The organism is Pararhizobium sp. LjRoot238, assembly GCF_964252955.1.
In the GTDB taxonomy this organism is placed as follows: domain Bacteria; phylum Pseudomonadota; class Alphaproteobacteria; order Rhizobiales; family Rhizobiaceae; genus Pararhizobium.
In genome coordinates this window covers 2,338,605-2,358,790 of the sequence record NZ_CAXUPP020000001.1, presented here as the reverse complement: position 1 = coordinate 2,358,790, position 20,186 = coordinate 2,338,605, and the positions used below count along the sequence as shown (strand labels likewise).

At 61.9% G+C, this 20,186-nt stretch carries 16 protein-coding genes and 1 pseudogene; 1 reads left to right on the top strand and 16 read right to left on the bottom strand.

Annotation, left to right across the window (positions count from 1 at the left end; genetic code table 11):
• Positions 1-5: 5 nt before the first annotated feature.
• The 13 genes and pseudogenes from ACSQ3F_RS11470 to ACSQ3F_RS11410 all read right to left on the bottom strand — a co-directional run bounded on the left by ACSQ3F_RS11470 (position 6) and on the right by ACSQ3F_RS11410 (position 14,597).
• Positions 6-905 (bottom strand): DMT family transporter, encoded by a 900-nt coding sequence (locus ACSQ3F_RS11470; protein WP_436100321.1) that lies wholly within the window; start codon positions 903-905, stop codon positions 6-8.
• A gap of 167 nt (positions 906-1,072) precedes the next feature.
• Entirely contained in the window at positions 1,073-2,506 is a 1,434-nt protein-coding gene (locus ACSQ3F_RS11465) for an aldehyde dehydrogenase family protein (protein ID WP_436100320.1), read from the bottom strand.
• A gap of 15 nt (positions 2,507-2,521) precedes the next feature.
• Positions 2,522-2,862, bottom strand: a pseudogene (locus tag ACSQ3F_RS11460) (MBL fold metallo-hydrolase); the annotation flags it as partial.
• Between the two features lie 440 nt (positions 2,863-3,302).
• Positions 3,303-4,220 carry a transglutaminase-like domain-containing protein gene (locus tag ACSQ3F_RS11455; RefSeq protein WP_436100319.1) on the bottom strand — a complete coding sequence of 306 codons (918 nt, stop codon included), beginning with the start codon at positions 4,218-4,220 and terminating at the stop codon, positions 3,303-3,305.
• Between the two features lie 335 nt (positions 4,221-4,555).
• A complete protein-coding gene (locus ACSQ3F_RS11450) occupies positions 4,556-5,824 on the bottom strand; it encodes a glycerate kinase type-2 family protein (protein ID WP_436100318.1) in 1,269 nt (422 codons plus the stop codon).
• A gap of 6 nt (positions 5,825-5,830) precedes the next feature.
• Complete coding sequence (locus tag ACSQ3F_RS11445) at positions 5,831-6,145, bottom strand: Dabb family protein (RefSeq protein WP_436100317.1); 315 nt, start codon at positions 6,143-6,145, stop codon at positions 5,831-5,833.
• Between the two features lie 9 nt (positions 6,146-6,154).
• Complete coding sequence (locus ACSQ3F_RS11440) at positions 6,155-7,810, bottom strand: GMC family oxidoreductase (RefSeq protein ID WP_436100316.1); 1,656 nt, start codon at positions 7,808-7,810, stop codon at positions 6,155-6,157.
• Between the two features lie 143 nt (positions 7,811-7,953).
• Positions 7,954-8,727 carry a 3-ketoacyl-ACP reductase gene (locus ACSQ3F_RS11435; RefSeq protein WP_436100315.1) on the bottom strand — a complete coding sequence of 258 codons (774 nt, stop codon included), beginning with the start codon at positions 8,725-8,727 and terminating at the stop codon, positions 7,954-7,956.
• Positions 8,724-10,232, bottom strand: a complete 1,509-nt coding sequence (locus tag ACSQ3F_RS11430; protein WP_436100314.1) for a GMC oxidoreductase — start codon at positions 10,230-10,232, stop codon at positions 8,724-8,726. Before ACSQ3F_RS11430 ends, ACSQ3F_RS11435 begins: the two co-directional genes overlap by 4 nt.
• A gap of 8 nt (positions 10,233-10,240) precedes the next feature.
• Entirely contained in the window at positions 10,241-11,353 is a 1,113-nt protein-coding gene (locus ACSQ3F_RS11425) for an ABC transporter ATP-binding protein (RefSeq protein ID WP_436100313.1), read from the bottom strand.
• 4 nt (positions 11,354-11,357) lie between these two features.
• Positions 11,358-12,239 (bottom strand): carbohydrate ABC transporter permease, encoded by an 882-nt coding sequence (locus tag ACSQ3F_RS11420; RefSeq protein WP_436100312.1) that lies wholly within the window; start codon positions 12,237-12,239, stop codon positions 11,358-11,360.
• Positions 12,236-13,117 (bottom strand): carbohydrate ABC transporter permease, encoded by an 882-nt coding sequence (locus ACSQ3F_RS11415; RefSeq protein ID WP_436100311.1) that lies wholly within the window; start codon positions 13,115-13,117, stop codon positions 12,236-12,238. Before ACSQ3F_RS11415 ends, ACSQ3F_RS11420 begins: the two co-directional genes overlap by 4 nt.
• Positions 13,118-13,340: 223 nt before the next feature.
• Entirely contained in the window at positions 13,341-14,597 is a 1,257-nt protein-coding gene (locus tag ACSQ3F_RS11410; protein ID WP_436100310.1) for an ABC transporter substrate-binding protein, read from the bottom strand.
• Positions 14,598-14,965: 368 nt separating this feature from the next.
• Here ACSQ3F_RS11410 and ACSQ3F_RS11405 point away from each other — a divergent pair, with 368 nt between their 5' ends.
• Positions 14,966-15,985 carry a LacI family transcriptional regulator gene (locus tag ACSQ3F_RS11405; protein WP_436102117.1) on the top strand — a complete coding sequence of 340 codons (1,020 nt, stop codon included), beginning with the start codon at positions 14,966-14,968 and terminating at the stop codon, positions 15,983-15,985.
• Between the two features lie 300 nt (positions 15,986-16,285).
• On the opposite strand, the gene ACSQ3F_RS11400 is transcribed toward ACSQ3F_RS11405, so the two are convergent.
• From ACSQ3F_RS11400 to ACSQ3F_RS11390, 3 genes are read right to left on the bottom strand one after another with little or no spacing between them, the layout of a single operon-like run.
• Positions 16,286-17,794, bottom strand: a complete 1,509-nt coding sequence (locus ACSQ3F_RS11400; RefSeq protein WP_436100309.1) for an aldehyde dehydrogenase family protein — start codon at positions 17,792-17,794, stop codon at positions 16,286-16,288.
• A complete protein-coding gene (locus ACSQ3F_RS11395) occupies positions 17,794-18,573 on the bottom strand; it encodes an enoyl-CoA hydratase/isomerase family protein (RefSeq protein WP_436100308.1) in 780 nt (259 codons plus the stop codon). The genes ACSQ3F_RS11400 and ACSQ3F_RS11395 overlap by 1 nt, the downstream gene beginning before the upstream one ends.
• The gene (locus ACSQ3F_RS11390; protein ID WP_436100307.1) at positions 18,566-20,179 is read right to left on the bottom strand and encodes an acyl CoA:acetate/3-ketoacid CoA transferase; all 1,614 of its coding nucleotides are present in this window, start codon (positions 20,177-20,179) and stop codon (positions 18,566-18,568) included. The genes ACSQ3F_RS11395 and ACSQ3F_RS11390 overlap by 8 nt, the downstream gene beginning before the upstream one ends.
• Positions 20,180-20,186: the final 7 nt, after the last annotated feature.

Genomic DNA, 20,186 nt, shown 5'->3' with positions numbered 1-20,186 from the left:
TCTGATCAGCCCCGGCGGGCGACCATGATGCCGGCAAGCACGGTGGCGCCGCCGATTGCCTGCATCAGGCCGACGGGTTCGCTCAGCAGAAGCCAGGCAAGGACCGCCGCCACGACGGGCTGCAGAAGGAGCGTCAGCGACGAAAAGGCTGGCGGCAGAAAGGCGAGTGCATAGATGATCAGCCCCTGCCCGCCGGCATGGCTGATAAAGGCGAGGCCGATCAGCATGGTCCAGCCGAACAATGCCATGGGCATGAAGCTGTCTTCGACGAAGAAGGCGAGCGGAAAGATGCACACCGCTGCCGAAGCCGTACTCCAGATCATGATCCGGTTGGTGGAAAAGCGGCTGCGCAGGCGGCCGATCGACAGGATATATCCGGCATAGAAAACGGCGGCGACGGCTGCTGTCGCGTCACCGGCAAGATGCCCGTCGCCAAGTGCCGCAGGCCCGCCCTTGAGGATCACGACACCGGCCAGCGCCGTCGCCAGGCCGGCGAGGAACACGCCGCTGACATGGGCGCGAAACAGTAGCCAGGAACCGAGAGTGACGAAAATCGGCGCCAGATTGGCGAACAGCGTGGCATTGGCGACCGAGGTCATATGCAGCGACAGGTGCCAGGCGGCAAGATCGGCAGCAAGAAAGACGCCCGGCAGGACAAGCAGACCGTAATCGGCCAACCCGGCAGGCCGGGAATCCGTAGCGGTCTTGTCCATCACCTTCGACCAGACCAAAAGCGGCAACAGCGCCAGTGCCACCCGCCAGAACGCCGTCGCCATCGGCCCGACTTCCGACAGCCGCACGAAGATCGGCGATCCGCCAATCGCGGCGCCGCCGATCAGCAGCGCGGTGAGCGCAAGGCGGTTTGCCGATGAAGGCGAGGATGAACGAAGGGCGGTGTCTGACACGGGATGCGATCCAATACGATCCGACACAGCAGCGCTGCGCGATAACGCATCGCAGCTATCAGAAGCGCGCTGCCGGAAACAGCCATTTCTCCTTATGGGAGCATGAGAATCCGTGAACCAACCCCGCAGTCGGATGGACTGCGGGGGGCCAACTTAAATCCGGAGGTTCAGGCAGCGTCCGGCCGGTGAACCGTCTTCACCTCGAGGAAATCCTCAAGTCCGAACAGGCCGCCCTCGCGGCCGTTGCCCGACTGCTTGTAGCCACCGAACGGGCTGCCATAGCGATGCGGGCCGCCATTGATGTGGACCATGCCGGCGCGAAGCCGGGAGGCAACACGCTCGGCACGTTTGGGATCGCCGGTCTGGACATAAGCGGCGAGACCGTAGTTGGTGTCGTTGGCGAGCTCGATCGCGTCTTCTTCCGTCTCGAACGGCATGATGGCAAGCACCGGGCCGAACACCTCTTCGCGGGCGATGCGCATCGTGTTGTCGACATCGGCAAAGATCGTCGGCTTGACGAAATAGCCTTGCTTGAACCCCTGCGGCTTGCCGGCACCGCCGACCAGAAGCCGGGCGCCTTCGGCGATGCCCGCCTCGATCAACGCCTGCACCCTCGAGAACTGGACATCGCTGACCAGCGGGCCGATATGGCTGCCCTCTTCCGCAGGGTTGCCGACTTTCACCCCTTTGCCGACCCGCGTGGCGATCTCGACGGCCTTGTCATAGACGGATTTCTGCACCAGAAGCCGCGTCGGCGCATCACAGGACTGGCCGGAATTATTGAAGCATTCCAGCACGCTGCCGGTAACGCGGTCTTCCAGGTCGGCATCCTCGAAGACGATGTTCGGCGACTTGCCGCCAAGCTCCAGCGTCACCCGCTTCACCGTTTCGGCCGCGTCCCTGCTGACGGCGATACCGGCGCGGGTCGAGCCGGTGAACGACATCATGTCGACGTCCTTGTGCCTGGAAAGGGCCGCGCCGGCATTCAGGCCATCGCCGTTGACGAGGTTGAATGTGCCTGCCGGGAAGCCGGCCTCGTGCACCATCTCGGCGTAAAGCAGCGCGTTCAGCGGTGTGAACTCGCTCGGCTTCAAGACGCAGGTCGAGCCCGTTGCCAGTGCCGGCACGACCTTTAGCGCGATCTGGTTGATCGGCCAGTTCCAGGGCGTGATGAGGCCGCAGACACCGATCGGCTCGCGCAGCAAGACGTCGCCGTTCGGCAGGTCTTCGCGCACAGGCAGCCGCTTCAGCGCATCGATGAAACCCTGAAGATGGCCGACGCCGACATCGGCCTGTTGCTCGCGGCTCATGGTTGCGGGGGCGCCGAGTTCGAGCGTGATGGTCTGCGCCATTTCATCGTAACGGCGCTTGTAGATCGAAAGCAGCTTTTCCAGAAGCGCCAGTCGTTGCTCGACGCTGGTGCGGCTGTAGGTGACGAAGGCCTTCCTGGCGGCGGCAACGGCGCGGTCGATATCGGCCGCCGTTCCCATGGAAATCATCGCGACCGGCTTTTCCGTTGCCGGGTTCAGCACTTCGAGATTGTTGGCGACGATCGGATCGACCCATTCGCCGTTGATGTAGAACTTGCGTTTGTCGAGCATGCTTTTTCCCTCCCGTCAGATCGTCTTCTGTTTTTCGTTCAGCCAACTGTTAAATTGGCGGTAGCCGAGCCGCTGAAGCTTGGAAAATGGCCGCATGCACGATGCGCACGGGGATTTTCGACAGGCGCTCCATCGCCGTGAGATAGTCTTCGGCGTTGGAATGGTAAGTATCTCCGATCAGCGGACCATCATAGAGAATATCACCGGAGAACAGAATTTCGGTCGCCTTCTCGTAAAGCGCAATACCACCCGGGGAATGGCCGGGCGTATGGATGACCGAAGACACGGTCGCCGAGGTCAATGACATCGCCATCTTCAGGAGTGCGCGTCGCTTGCGCTTTTTTTACGGCATAACATGTCGGCCGCTGGTTAGCCGTCCAGGAACATCTTTCGCGCGCGTCCCAAACAAACGAAAGCCCCTGGATCGTTATCGACTCAGAGGCCTCGCAATCTTGAAACTCGCCTTCTCGAAAAGGCTCAGATTGCCCCGAAGACGAGTGCGCAAACGAAAAGGAACGCCGCGGCCAATGCTGCCGCCTGCGCTGCCATGTTCCAGGAAAACTGGGGTCCGGTGTGCGCGCCAAAGGCGGTTGGGCGATTCTGCATGACTGGTCTCGAACCTTGCATCCTGTCCTCCACTTGAGTTGTCGCAGATGTCCTGCTGACCGTATCGTCGCCCTCGTTTTCTCTGATATTTTCCATCGAGTTTATAGATATTATTTTCTTCGTTTTGCGCCCCGAAGGAAAAAAGCGTCCTCGGGCGAGATCGGCCGTCGTAATAAACGCGGCAGGCGCCTCAATGTTCCCGGCCGTGTTCTCTTTCCCGAACATGTCTGGACCATTGCTCGCTGAACCAGGGGCTGAGCAGCGAAACATCCGGCTGGCTGTGCGGCTTTGTCATCGCACCCGTCTCTTCCATATGGGTCCATACCTTGAAGGTCGTCAGTTCATGTTTGCCGAAGGTCTGGATCAGCGGAATGTCGGCGGCGTCACGGCCGCGCGCGACGGCGATGCGGCCGATGCGCGGAATATTGTGGCGGGCATCGAACGTGTACCACCGGTCCTGAAGATAGACTTCGAACCAGGCATTGAAATCCATCGGGGCGGGATCGCCGGTAACGCCGATGTCGCCCATATAGCCGTTAACGTAACGGGCGGGCATGTTCATGCAGCGGCAGAGGGTAACGGCGAGATGAGCGTAATCCCGGCAGACCCCTGCCCTCTCCTCATGCGCCTCCATCGCGGTCCGCAAGGCTGGTGCATATCCGTAACTGAAGATCAGTCGCTCATGCACGTAGTCGCAGATCGCCTTCACGCGAGACCAACCGGGTTCGATATCGCCGAACAAGCGCCAGGCAAGCTCGGCAAAACGGTCGGTTTCGCAATAGCGGCTGGCCGAAAGATAGGGCAGGCAGACGGAAGGCAGTTTTTCGACCGGCACGGCTTTCGCTTCGAGATTGACGGCATCGGGGCGGCCGCTATCCGCGACGACGGCGTCGTAGCTCAAATGCAGCCCGCCTGCCGGCACCACCATGCGCATGCAGACATTGCCATGCGGATCAGTGACCTCTCCGATTCTCACCGCCGGATCGGAAATCGGGCCGCGCTCACTGATGATGTCGCATCGCCTGCCGCGATCGACGGAAAGATAGGTCATCATCGGCGTCGGCTGATCGCAGCTGATGCCGATCTCGTATCCGAACCGTATGAACATATCCTCCCTCCAACAACCAAGCAGAAACGGCTTTCCCGCATCTTTGTTCCGGTTTCAGGTCTGGAAATGAGAAGCCGAACAGGCCTCCGACACAAGGCGCATACCGCAGATCCGGCGCATATATTTAACACTCGTCCCGGCGCCTTGAAGGATCGAGCTTTCGAGGAGAAGGCGGTTCGCCGCCGCTGTCAGCGCCCCCTGATGACTGGACGAGGGTGCCGTTTGGGCGTCGCCGCGAGGCAGATGCGTCGAGCAATACTAGGACCATCGGCAATATCTGGCAACCTACCCGTGGATGCCGGGCACCGGCGCGCGCGCCATGGCGTCAACGGAAATCAGACAATCAGCAGCGCCCGGAAGTCGTTGACATTCGTTCCTGTCGGCCCGGGAACGAACAGATCGCCACTTGCATGAAAGGCACTCCAGGCATCGTGACGAGCCAGATGGCCGCCTGGATCGCCGCCCGCGCCACGCATGCGGGCAATCGTGCCCCCGTCGGCAAAGGCACCGGCATTGTCCTCCGAACCATCGATGCCATCCGTATCGGCAGCCAGCGCATGAATGCCATCGGCGCCGTCGATATCAAGAGCAAAGGAGAGCAGGAACTCACTGTTGCGTCCGCCCCTGCCATAATTTTTGCCGGAAATCGTCACCGTCGTCTCGCCACCGGAAAGGATGACGACAGGCTTCCGGAATGGCCGGTTTCGCCAAGCCGTTTCACGAGCGATCGCCGCATGCATGCGGCCGATATCGGCAGCCTCGCCCTCGATGGCATCGGAAAGGATCGCTGCTTCGATCCCATACTGCCGCGCCTTGGCAGCGGCAGCCTCCAGCGAAACGGCTGCGGAGGCGATGATATGGTGCTCGTGATTGGCGAAGGCCGCGTGGTCCGGCGGCGGCGCCGCGGCTTCGGATGACTTCAGATGCCGTATCACGGCTTCAGGCAGTTCCATGCGATAGCGCTCGACGATGCCACGAGCGTCCGCCGGCGTCGACAGATCAGGGATCGTCGGGCCGGATGCAACGAAGGCCGGATTGTCGCCGGGCACGTCGGAGACGATCAGGCTGACCACTTTGGCAGGTGCCGCGGCGAAGGCGAGCCGGCCGCCCTTGATGCGCGAGACATGTTTGCGCACGACATTCATTGCCGAGATCGGCGCGCCGGAGGCAAGAAGTGCTCGGTTGACGGCAATCTCGTCGTCAAGTGCCAGACCCGCAGGCGGCGCGGGCAGCAGCGAGGAACCGCCACCGGAAATCAGAGCCACGACGAGATCGTTTGGCGTTAGCCCTTCGACCAGCCGCAGCAATTCGGCCGAGCCTGCAAGCCCTGCTTCGTCCGGCACCGGATGGGCCGATTGCAGGACCCGGATGCGCTCGCAGGCAGCGATCGGCCCGTGACGCGCGACGACAGCGCCCTCGAGCGGCCCGTCCCACAGGCTTTCGAACGCCGCCGCCATCTGGCTTGCCGCCTTGCCGGCACCGACGACGATAGTACGGCCCTTGGGTCTTGCGGGCAGATGGGCGCGGATCGCGGCGAGCGGATCGGCAGCTTCGACCGCCGCCTCGAACAGGCTGGTCAGAAAGGCACGCGGTTCAGGCATCATCCAAGATCAACCCGCAATTTCGAAATCATAGACGAAGACGCCGTCGACACCGCATTCGGTGGCGGCGACGATGCGGCCAGCAGCCCTCTCGTGATCGGGATGGGCAATATAGGTGTCGCGCGCAGCCGCATCGGCGAAATCGATGATAAAGCCTCCATTGTAGCCTTTCCCCAGACCTTCCGGGCTGACATTGGGGCCGATGTCGATGGCGAGGTATCCGGGAACAAGCGGCTTCAGCGCCGCGATATCGGAGAGGATCGATGCTCTTTCGGCATCCGGAACGCTGGCCTTGAAGCGGATGAAAACACAATGGCGGATCATGACAAACTCCTATCGGATCTCGGCGCGTGCCCGCGGCCGCTGGTCGTTGCGTTCGTGGGAGAAGATCGCGGCCGGCAGCGGCTGCCGGTTGCGGATGATGTCCGACCCCTTCTCGCCCATCATGATCGTCGGGCCATTGGTATTGCAAGAGGGCACGCGCGGCATGACGGAACTGTCGCAGACGCGCAAGCCCTCAAGGCCGTGAACCTTCAGCTCCAGATCGACGACGGCATCAGCCCCCGTGCCCATCTTGCAGGTGCCGACCGGATGATGGTCGGTCTTGGCATTGGCGCAGCCATAGTCGAACAGCTCCGCGTCGGTCATGACCTTCGGCCCTGGCAGACGCTCGGCCATGACGAAGGGCTTCAGCGCCGCTTGGCTGAAGATTTCGCGGGCGATCTTCAGGCCTTCCAGCGACATCTTTCGGTCGTGCGGATCGCTCCAGTAGTTCGGATCGATCAGCGGAGCCGCGGTCGGATCGGGCGACGACAACCGCACCGTGCCGCGCGATCGCGGATGCAGGTAGGCGGAATTCAGCGTGACGCCGGCGTTCTTCAGTTTCTCGACGCCTGCCTCGATGCCGGAGCCGAGGCCCAGATGGAACTGGATATCCGGCGAGCGGGCATCCGGATCGGCATACCAGAAGCCGCCGGTCTCAAAGAGCGAGGAGGCAACCGGACCGGTGCGGAACAGCACATATTGCAGCCCCGCCCATAGTGTGCGGTGCAGCTTGGCGACACCATCATAGGTGTGATCGCCAGTGCATTCGGAAATGACGAAAAGGTCGAGGTGATCCTGCAGGTTGGAGCCGACGCCCGGCAGATCGTGTTTTACTTCGACGCCGACGGAGCGCAAGTGATCGGCCGGGCCGATGCCGGACTGTTGCAGGAGTTTCGGCGAGCCGATGGCGCCGGAGCAGATCAGCACCTCGCGCTCGGCCCGGACAATCTCGACACCCCGCGACGTGACGATCTCGACGCCGACCGCGCGCTTGCCTTCGAGCACGATGCGGCTCACCCGCGCGCCGAGCCTGACGGTCAGGTTCTTGCGGTTCCTGATCGGCGAGAGGTAGGCGAGCGAGGCGGAGGAGCGGCGGCGATTGCGCTGGGTCAGCTGATAAAACCCGACGCCGGCCTGCTGCTTGCCGTTGAAATCATGATTGTAGGGGATGCCGAGTTCCTGGCCGGCGCGGATATAGGCGTCGCAGATCGGTAGTCCGGAAACGGGCATGGAAACGCCGAGCGGCCCGCCATAGGAATGGTAGTCGTCGGCAAAGCGCTGGTTGTCCTCGGCGCGCTTGTAGTAGGGCAGCACGCTGCGGTAGTCCCAGCCGGTGCAGCCGTCCTGCGAGGCCCAAAGATCATAATCCACCGCATTGCCGCGCGTATAAAGCTGCGCATTGATCGAGGAGCCGCCACCAATGACCTTGGCCTGCGTATAGCGCAGCACCCGGCCCTTCATATGCTTCTGCGGCACGGTCTCCCAGCCCCAGCTCGCCACGCCCTTGGTCATCTTGGCGAAACCGGCGGGCATATGGAACAGGGGATTCCAGTCGCTGCCGCCGGCTTCCAGCAGCAGTACCTTGATATCGGCGTCCTCTGTCAGCCGGTTGGCAAGAACACAGCCCGCCGGGCCGCCGCCGGTGATGATGTAGTCGTAGGTCATGTCGTCTTCCTCAAATTACTGCCACCCTCCCCTTGAGGGGAAGGGTCGGAGCGAAGCTCCGGGGTGGGGTGATCCGAGATATCCCGTGGTCACCCCCACCCGCGCGTGCCGCGCGACCTCCCCCCTCAAGGGGGAGGTAAAACTCACAACCGTCCTATCGACAGCCCACCATCGGCATTGATCACCGACCCGGTCGCGAAGCCGAAGCTGCCGCTCGCCAAAGCCACGACAATGTTGCCAATATCCTCCGGCTCACCCCAGCGCTTCATCGGCACCAGACCGCCATCGATCAGCGCGTCGTATTTTCCCGAAACTCCGGCGGTCATGTCGGAGCGGATGATGCCCGGCCGCACTTCAAACACCGCGATGCCGCTATCGGCGAGCCGCAGCGCAAGCCCCTGCGAAAAGGCGGCGAGCCCCGCCTTGGTCATGCAATAGTCCAGCCGCTCCGGCGAGCTCATCGTCGCCGAGACGGAGGTAATGTTGATCACCGAGCGCTTCACACGGGAACCGGCCGCCAGCATCGCCTTCACCACGGCTTGCGTGAAAAACACCGTGCCGCGCAGATTGGTGGCAACGATCGCGTCGAAATTTTCAGGCGCCAGATCGAGAAAATCGCCGCGCACCACCGATGCCATGCCGGCATTGTTGACGAGGCAGGCGATGGGGCCGAGTTCCGCCTGAACAGCATCGACCGTCGTCTGGTGGCCCGAGAGATCGGAAAGGTCGGCCTTCAGAAAAATCGCCTTGGCGCCGAGTGCCGAAAGGTCGTCCAGCACAGTGCCGACCTGATCGGCTTCGCCAATGCCGGTGATGGCGATGTCGAAACCGCCTTTCGCGAGCGCCTTGGCGATGCCAAGGCCGATACCGCGGCGGCCGCCGGTGACGATGGCAACGGGGCGTTTATGATCCGTCATGCCGCCAGATCCTTCGAAACGATGTGATCGGCAACGCGCAGCGCCTGCGCCGCGACCGTGAGCGCCGGATTGACGGCAGCCGATGTCGGCAGGAAGCTCGCATCGACCACGAACAGGTTGTGATGATCGAAGGTGCGGCAATAGACATCGAGCGGCGCCGACGCCGCATCGTTGCCGATCCGCACCGTGCCGCACTGGTGCGACGGCGTGCGTTTGTCGAAGGGCCGGGACAACACGATCGGGAACCCCGCCGCCTTCAGCGCCTGCTTCAATTTTTTCACCAGCATCAGATGCGCCGGCCAGTTGGTGCGCACCCATTGCAGCACGATACGCTCGCCATCGACCATGATCCGGCTTTCCGGATGCGGGATGTCCTCGCTCATGGCGTAGAAATCGATCGCATGCGCCGAGATCTGACTGAGCAACCATTCCGGCACGGCCGGCATGTTCGCCTTCAGGATCGGGCCGGAAATCCGGCCGAGAAGCTGCACATTGCCGAGCGGCGGACCGCCCTCACCGTCGGAAAGGTAGAAATCATTGAAACCGAAGGTCTTCTGGTAGATCGAGCTGTTCCGATAGAATGGCGAAATCGCCAGCACCGCGCTCGAATTGTGGTTCATGAAGTTGCGGCCGACCTGGTCCGAGCTGTTGGCCAGCCCCTTTGGATGGTTTGCATTGGCCGAGCGCAGCAACAGCGCTGAAGACTGGACGGCGCCCGCCGAAAGGATGACCAGCTTCGGCGATACCGTCTGCTCGACGCCATCCTTGACATAGCGCACGGTCTCGATCCGCTTGCCATCCGGCGCCGTTTCCAGCCGCGTCACCCGCGATCCGGTCTGCAGCCGGACGTTCTGATGCTGCAAGGCGACCGTCAGCGCCGCCGTCTCTGCATCCATCTTGCCATCGAAGCTGTTCGGATGCGCATCCCAGGGTGTCTTCGCCTTGGCAAGCCACTTGTCGATATCGACGCCAAGCGGCAGAGAATAGGGATGCAGGCCGTTGCGCTTGAGCTTTTCGCGCACTGAAGCAATCGGCGGTTCGTCCGGAACCGGCGCGAAGGCATAGTTCTGCGAATGCGGCGGCTCCGTCGGGTCCTCGCCGAGTGTGCCGCGTACCTGATAAAGCTGCTCGGCCCGGCTGTACCAGGGTTCAAGCTCCTCATAAGCAAACGGCCAGGCGGGAGAGACGCCCTCCAGATGCTGCATCTCGGCGAAATCTTCGCGGCGATAGCGCACCATCACCGCCCCGAAGAATTTCGAATTGCCGCCGACATTGTAATAGTTGCCGGGGTTGAAACCCGTTCCGTCGGTCTCGTACCAGAGCTCCTTCGGCCGGAAATGGCCGCGCTGGAAGATCGCCCGCTGGTCGCGGTTTTCCGGCCGGTCCTCGATATGGCCGCCGGCCTCCAGGATCAGGATGTCGGCGCCGGAACCCGCAAGGGCGGAGGCGATCGTCGCCCCGCCGATGCCGGAGCCAATGATGACGATATCGGGCTGCTTCACCATAACGAGACTCAGCCGATGCGCTGCTGGCTTTGCGGATCGAAATACACCGCCTTGTCCAGGTTGAACGCAAGCCTTGTGTGTTGTCCGGGCGCGATACGAGCGTCAGCGCGCAGGCGAGCGACCACTTCCTTGCCACCGAGCTTGGTCACGGCGAACGTATCGGAGCCGGCCGGCTCGACCACTTCGATGAGGCACTCCCCTTCGACCAGCGAGCGGGCATTGCGGTCGGCGCCATCCGGGTCGGTGAGCGCCTCCGGCCGGATACCGAAGACGATCTGCTTGCCGGCATAGGCGGAAAGGCCATTGGCCTGCGTCACCGGCAGATGCAGCGGCTCCGCATCCGGGCGTGCCAGGGACACCCGCAGGTCGCTACCGCCACCTTCCACGGTCGCGCTCAAGAGGTTCATCGCCGGCGAGCCCATGAAATCGGCAACGAACAGGTTGGCGGGGTTGTTGTAGATTTCCGCCGGCGTGCCGAACTGCTGCAACACGCCGTCCTTCAGAACGGCGATCTTGGTCGCCAGCGTCATCGCCTCGATCTGGTCGTGCGTGACGTAGACGATCGTCGTCTTCATGCGCTGGTGCAGGCGCTTGATCTCGGTGCGCATGTCGACACGCAGCTTGGCATCGAGGTTGGACAGCGGCTCGTCGAACAGGAAGACCTGCGGATTGCGCACCAGGGCGCGGCCCATGGCGACGCGCTGGCGCTGGCCGCCGGAAAGCTGGCTCGGCTTGCGCTCGAGCAGATGGCCGATCTGCAGCATGTCGGCGACTTGGTGGATGGCCTTTTCACGCTCTTCCTTCGGCACGCCGCGGATTTCCATGCCGAAGGCGATGTTTCCGGCAACCGTCATGTTCGGATAGAGAGCGTAGGACTGGAACACCATGGCAATGTCGCGCTTGGAAGGATGCAGTCCTGCCACCGACTTGCCGTTGATGGCGATGTCGCCGGAGGTGATCGGCTCCAGCCCGGCGATCGTGTTGAGCAGCGTCGACTTTCCGCAGCCGGACGGACCGACGAGGACCAGGAAGCCGCCTTCCTCGATCTCAAGGTTGATGTTCTTGAGGATTTCCAGCGAGCCGTAGGACTTGCGCAGATCGGTGATTTTCAGAAACGACATGGTCTTAACCCTTCACGGCGCCGGACATCAGGCCGCGGACGAAGTAGCGGCCCGAGACGATGTAGACGACAAGCGTTGGCAGGGCGGCGAGGATCGCGCCTGCGAAGTGGACATTGTATTCCTTGACCCCCGTGGAGGAGGAAACGAGGTTGTTGAGCGCGACCGTCATCGGCGTCGAATGGGCGCCGGAGAACGAGGCGCCGAACAGGAAGTCGTTCCAGATATTGGTGAACTGCCAGATAACGGAGACGACGATGATCGGGCCCGAGGACGGCAGGAGGATGCGCCGGAAAATCTGGAAGAAGCTCGCGCCATCGATCTGCGCCGCCCGTACCAGCTCGGTCGGAAAGGCCTCGTAGTAGTTGCGGAAATAGAGCGTCGTGAAGCCGAGACCGTAGATGACGTGCACGAAGATCAGTCCCGGCACCGAACCTGCGAGCCCGAGGATGCCGAGGATGCGTGCCATCGGAATAAGCACGATCTGGAACGGAATGAAGCAGGACAGAAGCAGCATGCCGAAGAAAATGCCCGATCCGGGGAAACGCCACTTGGTCAGCACATAGCCGTTCAGCGCACCGACGATGGTCGAGATCGCCACGGCCGGAACGACCATCAGGATGGAATTGATGAAAAACGGTCGAAGGCCGGTCGGCTGCACGCCGATCTGCGCCGTCGACCATGCGGAAAGCCAGGGTTCGATCGTCCAGGTCTGCGGCATGCTGAGCATGCCGCCCTGGCGGATTTCATCGAGCGGCTTGAAGGAATTGACCACCATCACATAGAGCGGCAGCAGCGAATAAAGCGCAAACAGGATCAGCACCGAATAGATGATCGCGCGCATCAGGCGGCCGCTGGAGATGGCGTTGTCAGGGCTTTGGACGCTCATTGGCGCTTCTCCCCTCTGATTTCGGAATAGAGGTAGGGAATGATGATCGAGAAGATCATCACCAGCATGATGATCGCCGAGGAAGCGCCGATGCCCATCTGGTTTCGGGTGAAGGTGTAGGAATACATGAACGTCGCCGGCAGTTCGGTCGCCTGCCCCGGCCCGCCGCCGGTGAGCGCGATGATCAGGTCGTAGGCCTTGATGGCGAGGTGGGCGAGCACGACGAAGGCCGACAGGAAGACCGGCCGCATCAGCGGAATGATGATCCGCCGGTAGATGGTCGTCGCCGAGGCGCCATCGATCTGGGCGGCCTTGATGATCTCGTTGTCGACGCCGCGCAGGCCGGCGAGGAACATCGCCATGATGAAGCCGGAGGATTGCCAGACGGCGGCGATCACCACGCAATAGATCGCGTAGTTGCGGTCCTTGATCCAGTTGAACGCAAAGCTTTCCCAGCCCCAGAGATGCATGGTGTTCTCAAGCCCGATGCCGGGGTCGAGGAACCATTTCCAGGCAGTGCCGGTGACGATGAAGGACAGCGCCATCGGATAGAGATAGATCGGCCGCAGCAGGCCTTCCGCACGGATTTTCTGGTCGAGCAGGATGGCAAGACCCAAGCCCAGCACCGAGCAGATGCCGATATAGAGCGTCGCGAAGATCGCCAGATTCGAGATCGCCCGCCACCAGTGCGGCAGAGCCCAGAGCTTGGAATAGTTATTCAGGCCGACGAAATTATAGGATGGCAGCATCTTGCTGTCCGTCATCGACAGGAAGCCGGTATAGACAATGAAGCCATAGACAAAAATCAGGACGATGAGGAAGCTTGGAGCAAGTACCAGCTTTGGCACAATATCCTGCAACCGGCTGCGGCTATCCATAGTGAGCACCACCGTTGACGCCCGATTTCGTAAGGAGATCAGGCTTATGTTAAACAAAAAAGGACGAACTGCCCCTCACCCTAACCCTCCCCGCAAGCGGGGAGAGCGGTTTCTTGTGCCCAAAGCTGCCGCAAGTCCCTTCTCCCCGTTTACGGGGAGAAGGTGCCCGCCCCTCTTATGGAACAAGGGAGGGCGGATGAGGGGCACGGTTCGCCGTGCAGCCTTACTTTGCCGCTTCGACGGCGGCAGCCAGTTCCTTGACGGCATCTTCCGAGGACAGCTCACCGTTGAACTGGCGCGTGACGACGTCGTAGATCGCATTCTTCACCGAGGCCGGGTTGGCATGGCCGTGTGCCATGGAACCCATCAGCTTGCCGCTGGCATTGGCTTCCGCCAGGTCCTTGATCCCCTTCTTGCCGCAAGCGTCAAAGTCCGTGTCCGGAACGTCGGTACGGGCAGGAACGGAACCCTTGACCACATTGAAGGCCGACTGGAACGTCGGGCTTTCGATGGCGGAGGCCATTTTCAGCTGCGCCGGAACCTTGTCTTCGGCAACCTTGAACATCGCGAACTGGTCGGAGTTGAAGGTCACGGAGCCTTGCGTGCCGGGGAAGCGCATGCAGACGAAGTCGGTGCCTGGCACCTTCTTGGCCTTGACGAATTCGCCCTTTGCCCAGTCGCCCATGAACTGCAGACCGGCCTTGCCTTCGATGACCATGGAGGAGGCGAGGTTCCAATCGCGGCCGGAGAAGTTGTCGTCCACGTAGGAGCGCAGCTTCGTCATGCGATCGAAGGCTTCCTTCATCTTGTCGCCGCCAAGAGCTGCCGGGTCGAGATCGATGAAGGCCTGCTTGTAGAAATCATCGCCGAGTGAAAGGACGACGGCGTCAAAGATCGTCGCGTCCTGCCATGGCTGGCCGCCATGTGCCACCGGGGTAATGCCCTGCGCCTTGAAGTTATCGAGCAGCGCGATCAATTCGTCCCAGTTCTGGGGCTCCTTGCCACCTGCCTTGTCCAGCGCTGCCTTGTTGATCCAGACCCAGTTGGTGGAATGAACGTTGACGGGTGCTGCGATCCAGTGGCCGTCATACTTCGAGAACTGCTGCAGCGCCGTCGGGACCACCTTGTCCCAGCTTTCCTGGGCAGCGACTTCATCGAGGTTGCCGAGCGCGCCTTCCTTGGCCCAGTCGAGAATGTCGAAGCCGAGCATCTGAACCGCGGTCGGGGCATTGCCCGAGGTGACGCGGGCGCGAAGCACGGTCATGGCTTCCGTGCCACCACCGCCGGCAACCGGCATGTCGGTCCAGGAAATGCCCTTGGCTTCCAGATCCTTCTTCAGGACGTCCAGAGCGGCCGCTTCGCCACCGGATGTCCACCAGTGCAGAACCTCAACGTTCTCGGCCGCCTGGACGGCGCTACCGCCCGCCAAGCCGCCCATCATGATCGCTGCCACTGCCGTCGTCGTCAAAAACTTGCGCATCGTATTCCTCCCGTTTGCAAGTCGTAGAGCGGGAAACTCCTCCCCCGCCGTTGAATGCCGTCCCGTCTCGAAAACGGGAAGCAATTGGTCGCGGCTCCCACCGCTGGCACATTTAAAACGTTATAAGTTACATCAAGTCAAGCACTGCTAACAATCTCCGCATCAATAGCTTTAACATACTGAATTTGGATGATTATAAGTCGTATATCTGATTCCGCACCGCAGCAGAAAATCATGATAAGTATGATTTAAAACGTTTGCACAAACGCGTTGCACATCCGTTCGTCCCGCGTTACAAAAGCCTCCTGTCATCGCCTCAGGGGAGTATTTCATTGGCTGACACTCCCAAATCCGCACATTCCGAAAGCATGCGGAAAAGCGGCAAGCCGACCCTGCGCACGATTGCCGACATCACCGGCTTTGCCGTGACGACCGTGTCGCGCGCGCTGAGCAATGCGCCGCAGATTTCGCTCGATACCCGCAAGCGCGTTCACGAGGTTGCGGCCGAAATCGGCTATCTGCCGGATCGCGCCGCCCAGCGCCTGAAGACCGGCCGAACCAACGTCATCAGCGTGCTTCTCGATCCTCACGAGGAAATCCTCGGATTTGGAACATCGCTGATGCTCGGCCTTGCCAAGGCGCTGAAGAACACGCCCTACCACCTGATCGTTACGCCGAATTTCATCAATGACAGCAATGTCGATGCCATCAGGCACATTGTGCGCAATGGCATGGCGGACGGCCTGATTTTTTCCCGCACCGAGCCCTTCGATCCGCGCGTGCGCCTTCTGCTCGAAAACGGTTTTCCCTTCGTCACCCACGGGCGAACCGAGTTCTCCACGCCGCATCCTTACGTCGATTACGACAATTTCTCGTTCGCCTACGAGGCGACAAGACGGCTGATCGCCCGCGGTCGCCGCAAGCCAATGATCATCCTGCCGCCGAAGCGCATGACCTTTGCGCAGCACCTGCTGCACGGGTTCATGACCGCCGTTCGCGAGGCGGGCGTGGCCTACGAAATCCCGACCGAAATCGACCTCGACTGTCCCGTCGACCAGATCCGCGACTATATCAGCCGCCGTGCCGGCGAGCCCGATGCCCCAGATGGTTTTGCCTGCGGCGGCGAAGTCTCCGCGCTTGCGACCATCACCGGCATGAGCGACCACGGCCTGACGCTCGGCGTCGAATACGACATCGTCGCCAAGCAGACGTCGAAACTGCTGGTCAACATCCAGCCAAAGGTCGAGACCATCTACGAGGACCTGACGGATACCGGCGAGCAGATGGGACGAATTCTTCTCGCGCGGATCGCGGGCGACGAAACGACCGATATGCAGGTGCTGCTCAAACCGCAGATCAACTTTCCGGCGCCGGAAAGCGGAGGCTGAACTGCCCGGTGCCGAACTTCCCCCCCTCTGTCGGCTGAGCCTGTCCTCGGGCTTGCCGGAGGCAAGACCCGGGGGCCGACATCTCCCCCTCAAGGGGGGAGATTGATCAAAAGCTCTGTGGCCATAAGGGAAAAGAACGATCTCCCCCCTTGAGGGGGAGATGTCACGCAGTGACAGAGGGGGGTAAGCTTCCTCGATTTCGAGCACATTTGCTCGACCACTGACCAAGCTCGAGGTCACGCCTAACTTCCTTATCAACTGCTTTGTCATCATGACCTCCTTTCTCTTTTCCGGTATCTCTTAGCGCGGCATCCACATGGCCGTACGGCCGCCGATGTGCATGTTGAGCGTCTTGGTTTCGGTATAGTCTTCGACCGCATGGCGGCCGAGTTCGCGCCCGAGGCCGGATTGGCGGTAGCCGCCGAAGGGCAGTTCGGAGGCGCCCTCCATGAAGGTGTTCATCCAGACCGTACCGGCCCGCACCTTGCGGCCGATGGTGAGGCACGTATCGAAGTCGCGGCTCCAGACGCCAGCCGAGAGGCCATAGTCGATAGAGTTTGCAATCTTGATCGCTTCCTCGGTCGTTTCGAAACTCAGCACCGAAAGCACCGGCCCGAAGACCTCCTCGCGCGCCACAGCCATATCGGGCGTCACGGCAGACAGAATGGTTGGTGACATGAACTGGCCCGAGCCGAGATCGAGCGCCGCGCCACCGTGTGACACGGTTGCCCCATTGCCGGCGGCCGATGAGACGTAACCGACGATCTTTTCCAGGTGCTGCGGCGTGATGATGGCGCCGACCTGCGTCGATGGATCGAGTGGATCACCGACCTTGACCTTGGCCGAAAGCTCGGCAACACGGCGCGTCACTTCGGCTGCTATATCGCGATGGACGATCAGCCGCGAGCCGGCATTGCAGCATTCGCCGGCATTGAAATAGGCCCCGAACACGGCGGCATCGATGAAATCGTCGAGATTGGCATCGGGAAAGACGATCTGCGGGTTCTTGCCGCCGAGTTCGAGCGAGACTTTCTTCAGGGTCTGCGCCGCATTGATCATCGTCAGCTTGCCGACGCCGGTCGAGCCGGTGAAGGAGACCATGTCGACATCCGGGTGGCTGGTCATGATCGCGCCGACATCCGGGCCGGTGCCGGTGATGATATTGACGACGCCTGCCGGAATGCCGGCGGCCTCGAGGATTTCGCCGAGAACCAGAGTAGACCCCGATGTGAGTTCGGACGGTTTGACCACCGTCGTGCAACCGGCGGCAAGCGCGAAAGGCAGTTTTTGGCTGACGATCAGGAAGGGGAAATTCCACGGCGTGATGATCGAGACGACGCCGATCGCTTCGCGCAGGACGACACCGAGCGTGCCGTCGCCGAGCGTGTTATAGCTCTCCCCATGCAGGTCGCGGGCAAGAGCGGCTGCATAGCGCCAGATATCGGCGGCACCACCGAGTTCGCCCTTGGCCTGGCTGATCGGCTTGCCGGATTCGATGCAGTCGAGATAGGCGAGTTCATCCGCGCGCGCCGCAATCATGTCGGCGGCTTTGAGCAGGATCAACGAACGCTCAGATGCCGTCATGCGCGGCCATGGACCATCGTCGAAAGCCTTTCGCGCAGCGGCAATCGCCCGCTCCGCGTCCGCCTTGGTCGCGGCCGGATAGCGGCTGATTGTGACGCCATGACCAGGGGCCACGCGCTCCAGCGTCCTGCCTTCGGCAGCAGCTCCCCACTTGCCGTCGATCAGCATCCGGAAGTCGCGCACTTTCGTGTCCGTCAGCGCCTTGGGCTTCACCAGAACCGTCATTACCATTCTCCCTTGAATTCCGCGGGGCGTTTTCCGGCAAAAGCCGCAACGCCCTCCTTCATGTCGCCGGTCTTGGCGGCGAGGATCGATCCCAGCGCCTCGACGGCCGTGCCGTTGTCCTCGCCATTGGCCGACGCGATCATCAGCTTGCAGATCTCCAGCGCCGCCGGGCCGCGCTTGGCGATGCGGCCGGCGTAGTCCTTCGCCACCGCCAGCACCGTGCCGGTCTCTGCCACCGCATCGACCAGCCCGAGCCCCCTCGCCTCTTCTGCCGCAAATATCTCGCCGCCGAACACCATGCGGCGCACCACCTGCGCGCCAAAACGTTTGACGAGACGCTGCGTGCCCGACCAGCCCGGCACCATGCCGAGACCCGTTTCCGGCTGCCCAATCTTGATCTGCGCCTCCGCAATGCGGATGTCGGCAGCGGCCGCCAGTTCCAGCCCGCCGCCGAGCGCGTGGCCGTTCATCGCCGCGATCACCGGCATGCGCAGCGTCGCCAGCCGTTCGAACACCCGGTGGCCGAAGCGCACCCATTGATGGCCGAATTCGTTGGGCCTCATCGCCCCCCAGGCCTTGATGTCGCCACCGGCGGAAAAGGCCTTGCCCTCGCCGGTCAGGATGACAACACGCACGTTGGCGTCAGCCTCGACCGTATCGCAGGCGGCGGAGAGCGCCTTCAGCATGTCGATGTCGAAGGCATTCAGCTTTTCCGGCCGCGCCACGGTGAGGACGGCGATCGCATCCTCGATCTCGATCTTTATCCGAGCATCAGACATGCGACGCTCCTTCCAGTTTCCGCACCGGCTTTTGCGGCAGCGTCAGGCCGATCGGCGCCTCATGGAACAGCACCTCGTCCATCACCTTAAGCCGGTTGGACACTATCAGTGGAAACTCCGACTGGTCGAGAATATGGGTCTGCAGATCAACGCCGGGTGCGATTTCCGTCAGCATGATGCCCTCCGGCGTCAGCTTCATCACGCAGCGCTCGGTAACATAGGTGATGTCTTGACGCTGCTCGACGGCGCGGCGGCCGGAGAAGGTCACATGCTCGACCTCGTTGACGAGTTTCTTCAGCTTGCCTTCCTTCTCGATCACCAGCTTGCTGTCGGCCATCGAAAGTTTCGCCCCGGCATTGAACATGCCCGAGAAGACGATCTTCTTCGCCCGCGCCGTGATATCGACGAAACCGCCCGCGCCCGCCGTCACATGCGGCCGGAAGGAGAGTTTCGAGACGTTCACCGAGCCGGACTTGTCGATCTCCAGAAAGGACAGCAGCGAGGCATCGAAGCCGGCGCCCTGGAAGTATGTGAACTGGTAGGGCGACGGCATGAAGGCATCGGCGTTCGAGGCGCAGCCGAAGGCGAAATCCAAGAGCGGCACGCCGCCGACGGCACCCTGCTCGATCACCCAGGTGACCGAACCGTGCAGGCCCTCTTCGAGCAGGATACGGGGCACGTTGGCCGAGATGCCGAAGCCGAGATTGACGCAGCTTCCGCCCTCAAGCTCCTGCGCCACGCGGCGGGCAATGACCTTCTGGATATTGAATTCCGGCACACGGAACGTTTCGAGCGGCCGGAAGATTTCGCCTGATATGGCCGGGTCGTAGTCCGTCAGCGTCGTCTGTTTCTGGTCCGGATCGACAATCACGTAATCGACCAGCATGCCGGGCACGCGAACGTCATGCGGCTTCAGTGAACCTGATTTGGTGATGCGCTTGACCTGCGCGATGACGATGCCGCCATTGTTGCGGGCAGCGAGCGCCTGGTCGAGACCGCCCAGATAGGCGCCCTCATGCTCATAGGTCAGGTTGCCGCGCTCGTCCGCCGTCGTGGCGCGGATGATCGCCACCTGCGGTACGATCGCCTTGAAATAAAGCCAGTCCTCGCCTTCGAATTCGATCTTCTTGACCACCGGCTCGGCCGCGGCCGAAGCATTCATCGCACAGCCCTGGCGCGAGGGATCGACGAAGGTATCGAGGCCGATCTTGGTCAAGACGCCCGGACGCTTGGCCGCCGCTTCCCGGTGCATGTCGAACAGCACGCCGGAGGGAATGTTGTAGGCCGCGACCTCGTCATTGCCGATCATCTGCCAGATCAGCGGCGGCTCGGCCGTCGAAGGGCCGGAGGGATAGGAGCCGCCGATGATCTTCTTGAGAAGACCCTTCCTGGCGATGTAGTCGACGCCCTTGATGCCACTCATGTCGCCGGCGGCGATCGGGTGCAGCGTCGTCAGATCACGCGGGTGACCGGTTGCATCGAAACGTTCGCCGATCGCTTTCAGCATCAGGTCCGGACAACCCAGTCCGCTCGACGACGACACGGAAACGGTCGCTCCATCGGGGATCAGGGAGGCGGCCTCAGCTGGGGTGATATGCTTGCTCATCCGTCTC

Bases quoted from the DNA above. Each gene is read 5' to 3' on its own strand.
- ACSQ3F_RS11465 (WP_436100320.1), bottom strand. From the start codon at position 2,506: ATGCTCGACAAACGCAAGTTCTACATCAACGGCGAATGGGTCGATCCG.
- ACSQ3F_RS11455 (WP_436100319.1), bottom strand. From the start codon at position 4,220: ATGTTCATACGGTTCGGATACGAGATCGGCATCAGCTGCGATCAGCCG.
- ACSQ3F_RS11450 (WP_436100318.1), bottom strand. From the start codon at position 5,824: ATGATGCCTGAACCGCGTGCCTTTCTGACCAGCCTGTTCGAGGCGGCG.
- ACSQ3F_RS11445 (WP_436100317.1), bottom strand. From the start codon at position 6,145: ATGATCCGCCATTGTGTTTTCATCCGCTTCAAGGCCAGCGTTCCGGAT.
- ACSQ3F_RS11440 (WP_436100316.1), bottom strand. From the start codon at position 7,810: ATGACCTACGACTACATCATCACCGGCGGCGGCCCGGCGGGCTGTGTT.
- ACSQ3F_RS11435 (WP_436100315.1), bottom strand. From the start codon at position 8,727: ATGACGGATCATAAACGCCCCGTTGCCATCGTCACCGGCGGCCGCCGC.
- ACSQ3F_RS11430 (WP_436100314.1), bottom strand. From the start codon at position 10,232: ATGGTGAAGCAGCCCGATATCGTCATCATTGGCTCCGGCATCGGCGGG.
- ACSQ3F_RS11425 (WP_436100313.1), bottom strand. From the start codon at position 11,353: ATGTCGTTTCTGAAAATCACCGATCTGCGCAAGTCCTACGGCTCGCTG.
- ACSQ3F_RS11420 (WP_436100312.1), bottom strand. From the start codon at position 12,239: ATGAGCGTCCAAAGCCCTGACAACGCCATCTCCAGCGGCCGCCTGATG.
- ACSQ3F_RS11415 (WP_436100311.1), bottom strand. From the start codon at position 13,117: ATGGATAGCCGCAGCCGGTTGCAGGATATTGTGCCAAAGCTGGTACTT.
- ACSQ3F_RS11410 (WP_436100310.1), bottom strand. From the start codon at position 14,597: ATGCGCAAGTTTTTGACGACGACGGCAGTGGCAGCGATCATGATGGGC.
- ACSQ3F_RS11405 (WP_436102117.1), top strand. From the start codon at position 14,966: ATGCGGAAAAGCGGCAAGCCGACCCTGCGCACGATTGCCGACATCACC.
- ACSQ3F_RS11400 (WP_436100309.1), bottom strand. From the start codon at position 17,794: ATGACGGTTCTGGTGAAGCCCAAGGCGCTGACGGACACGAAAGTGCGC.
- ACSQ3F_RS11395 (WP_436100308.1), bottom strand. From the start codon at position 18,573: ATGTCTGATGCTCGGATAAAGATCGAGATCGAGGATGCGATCGCCGTC.
- ACSQ3F_RS11390 (WP_436100307.1), bottom strand. From the start codon at position 20,179: ATGAGCAAGCATATCACCCCAGCTGAGGCCGCCTCCCTGATCCCCGAT.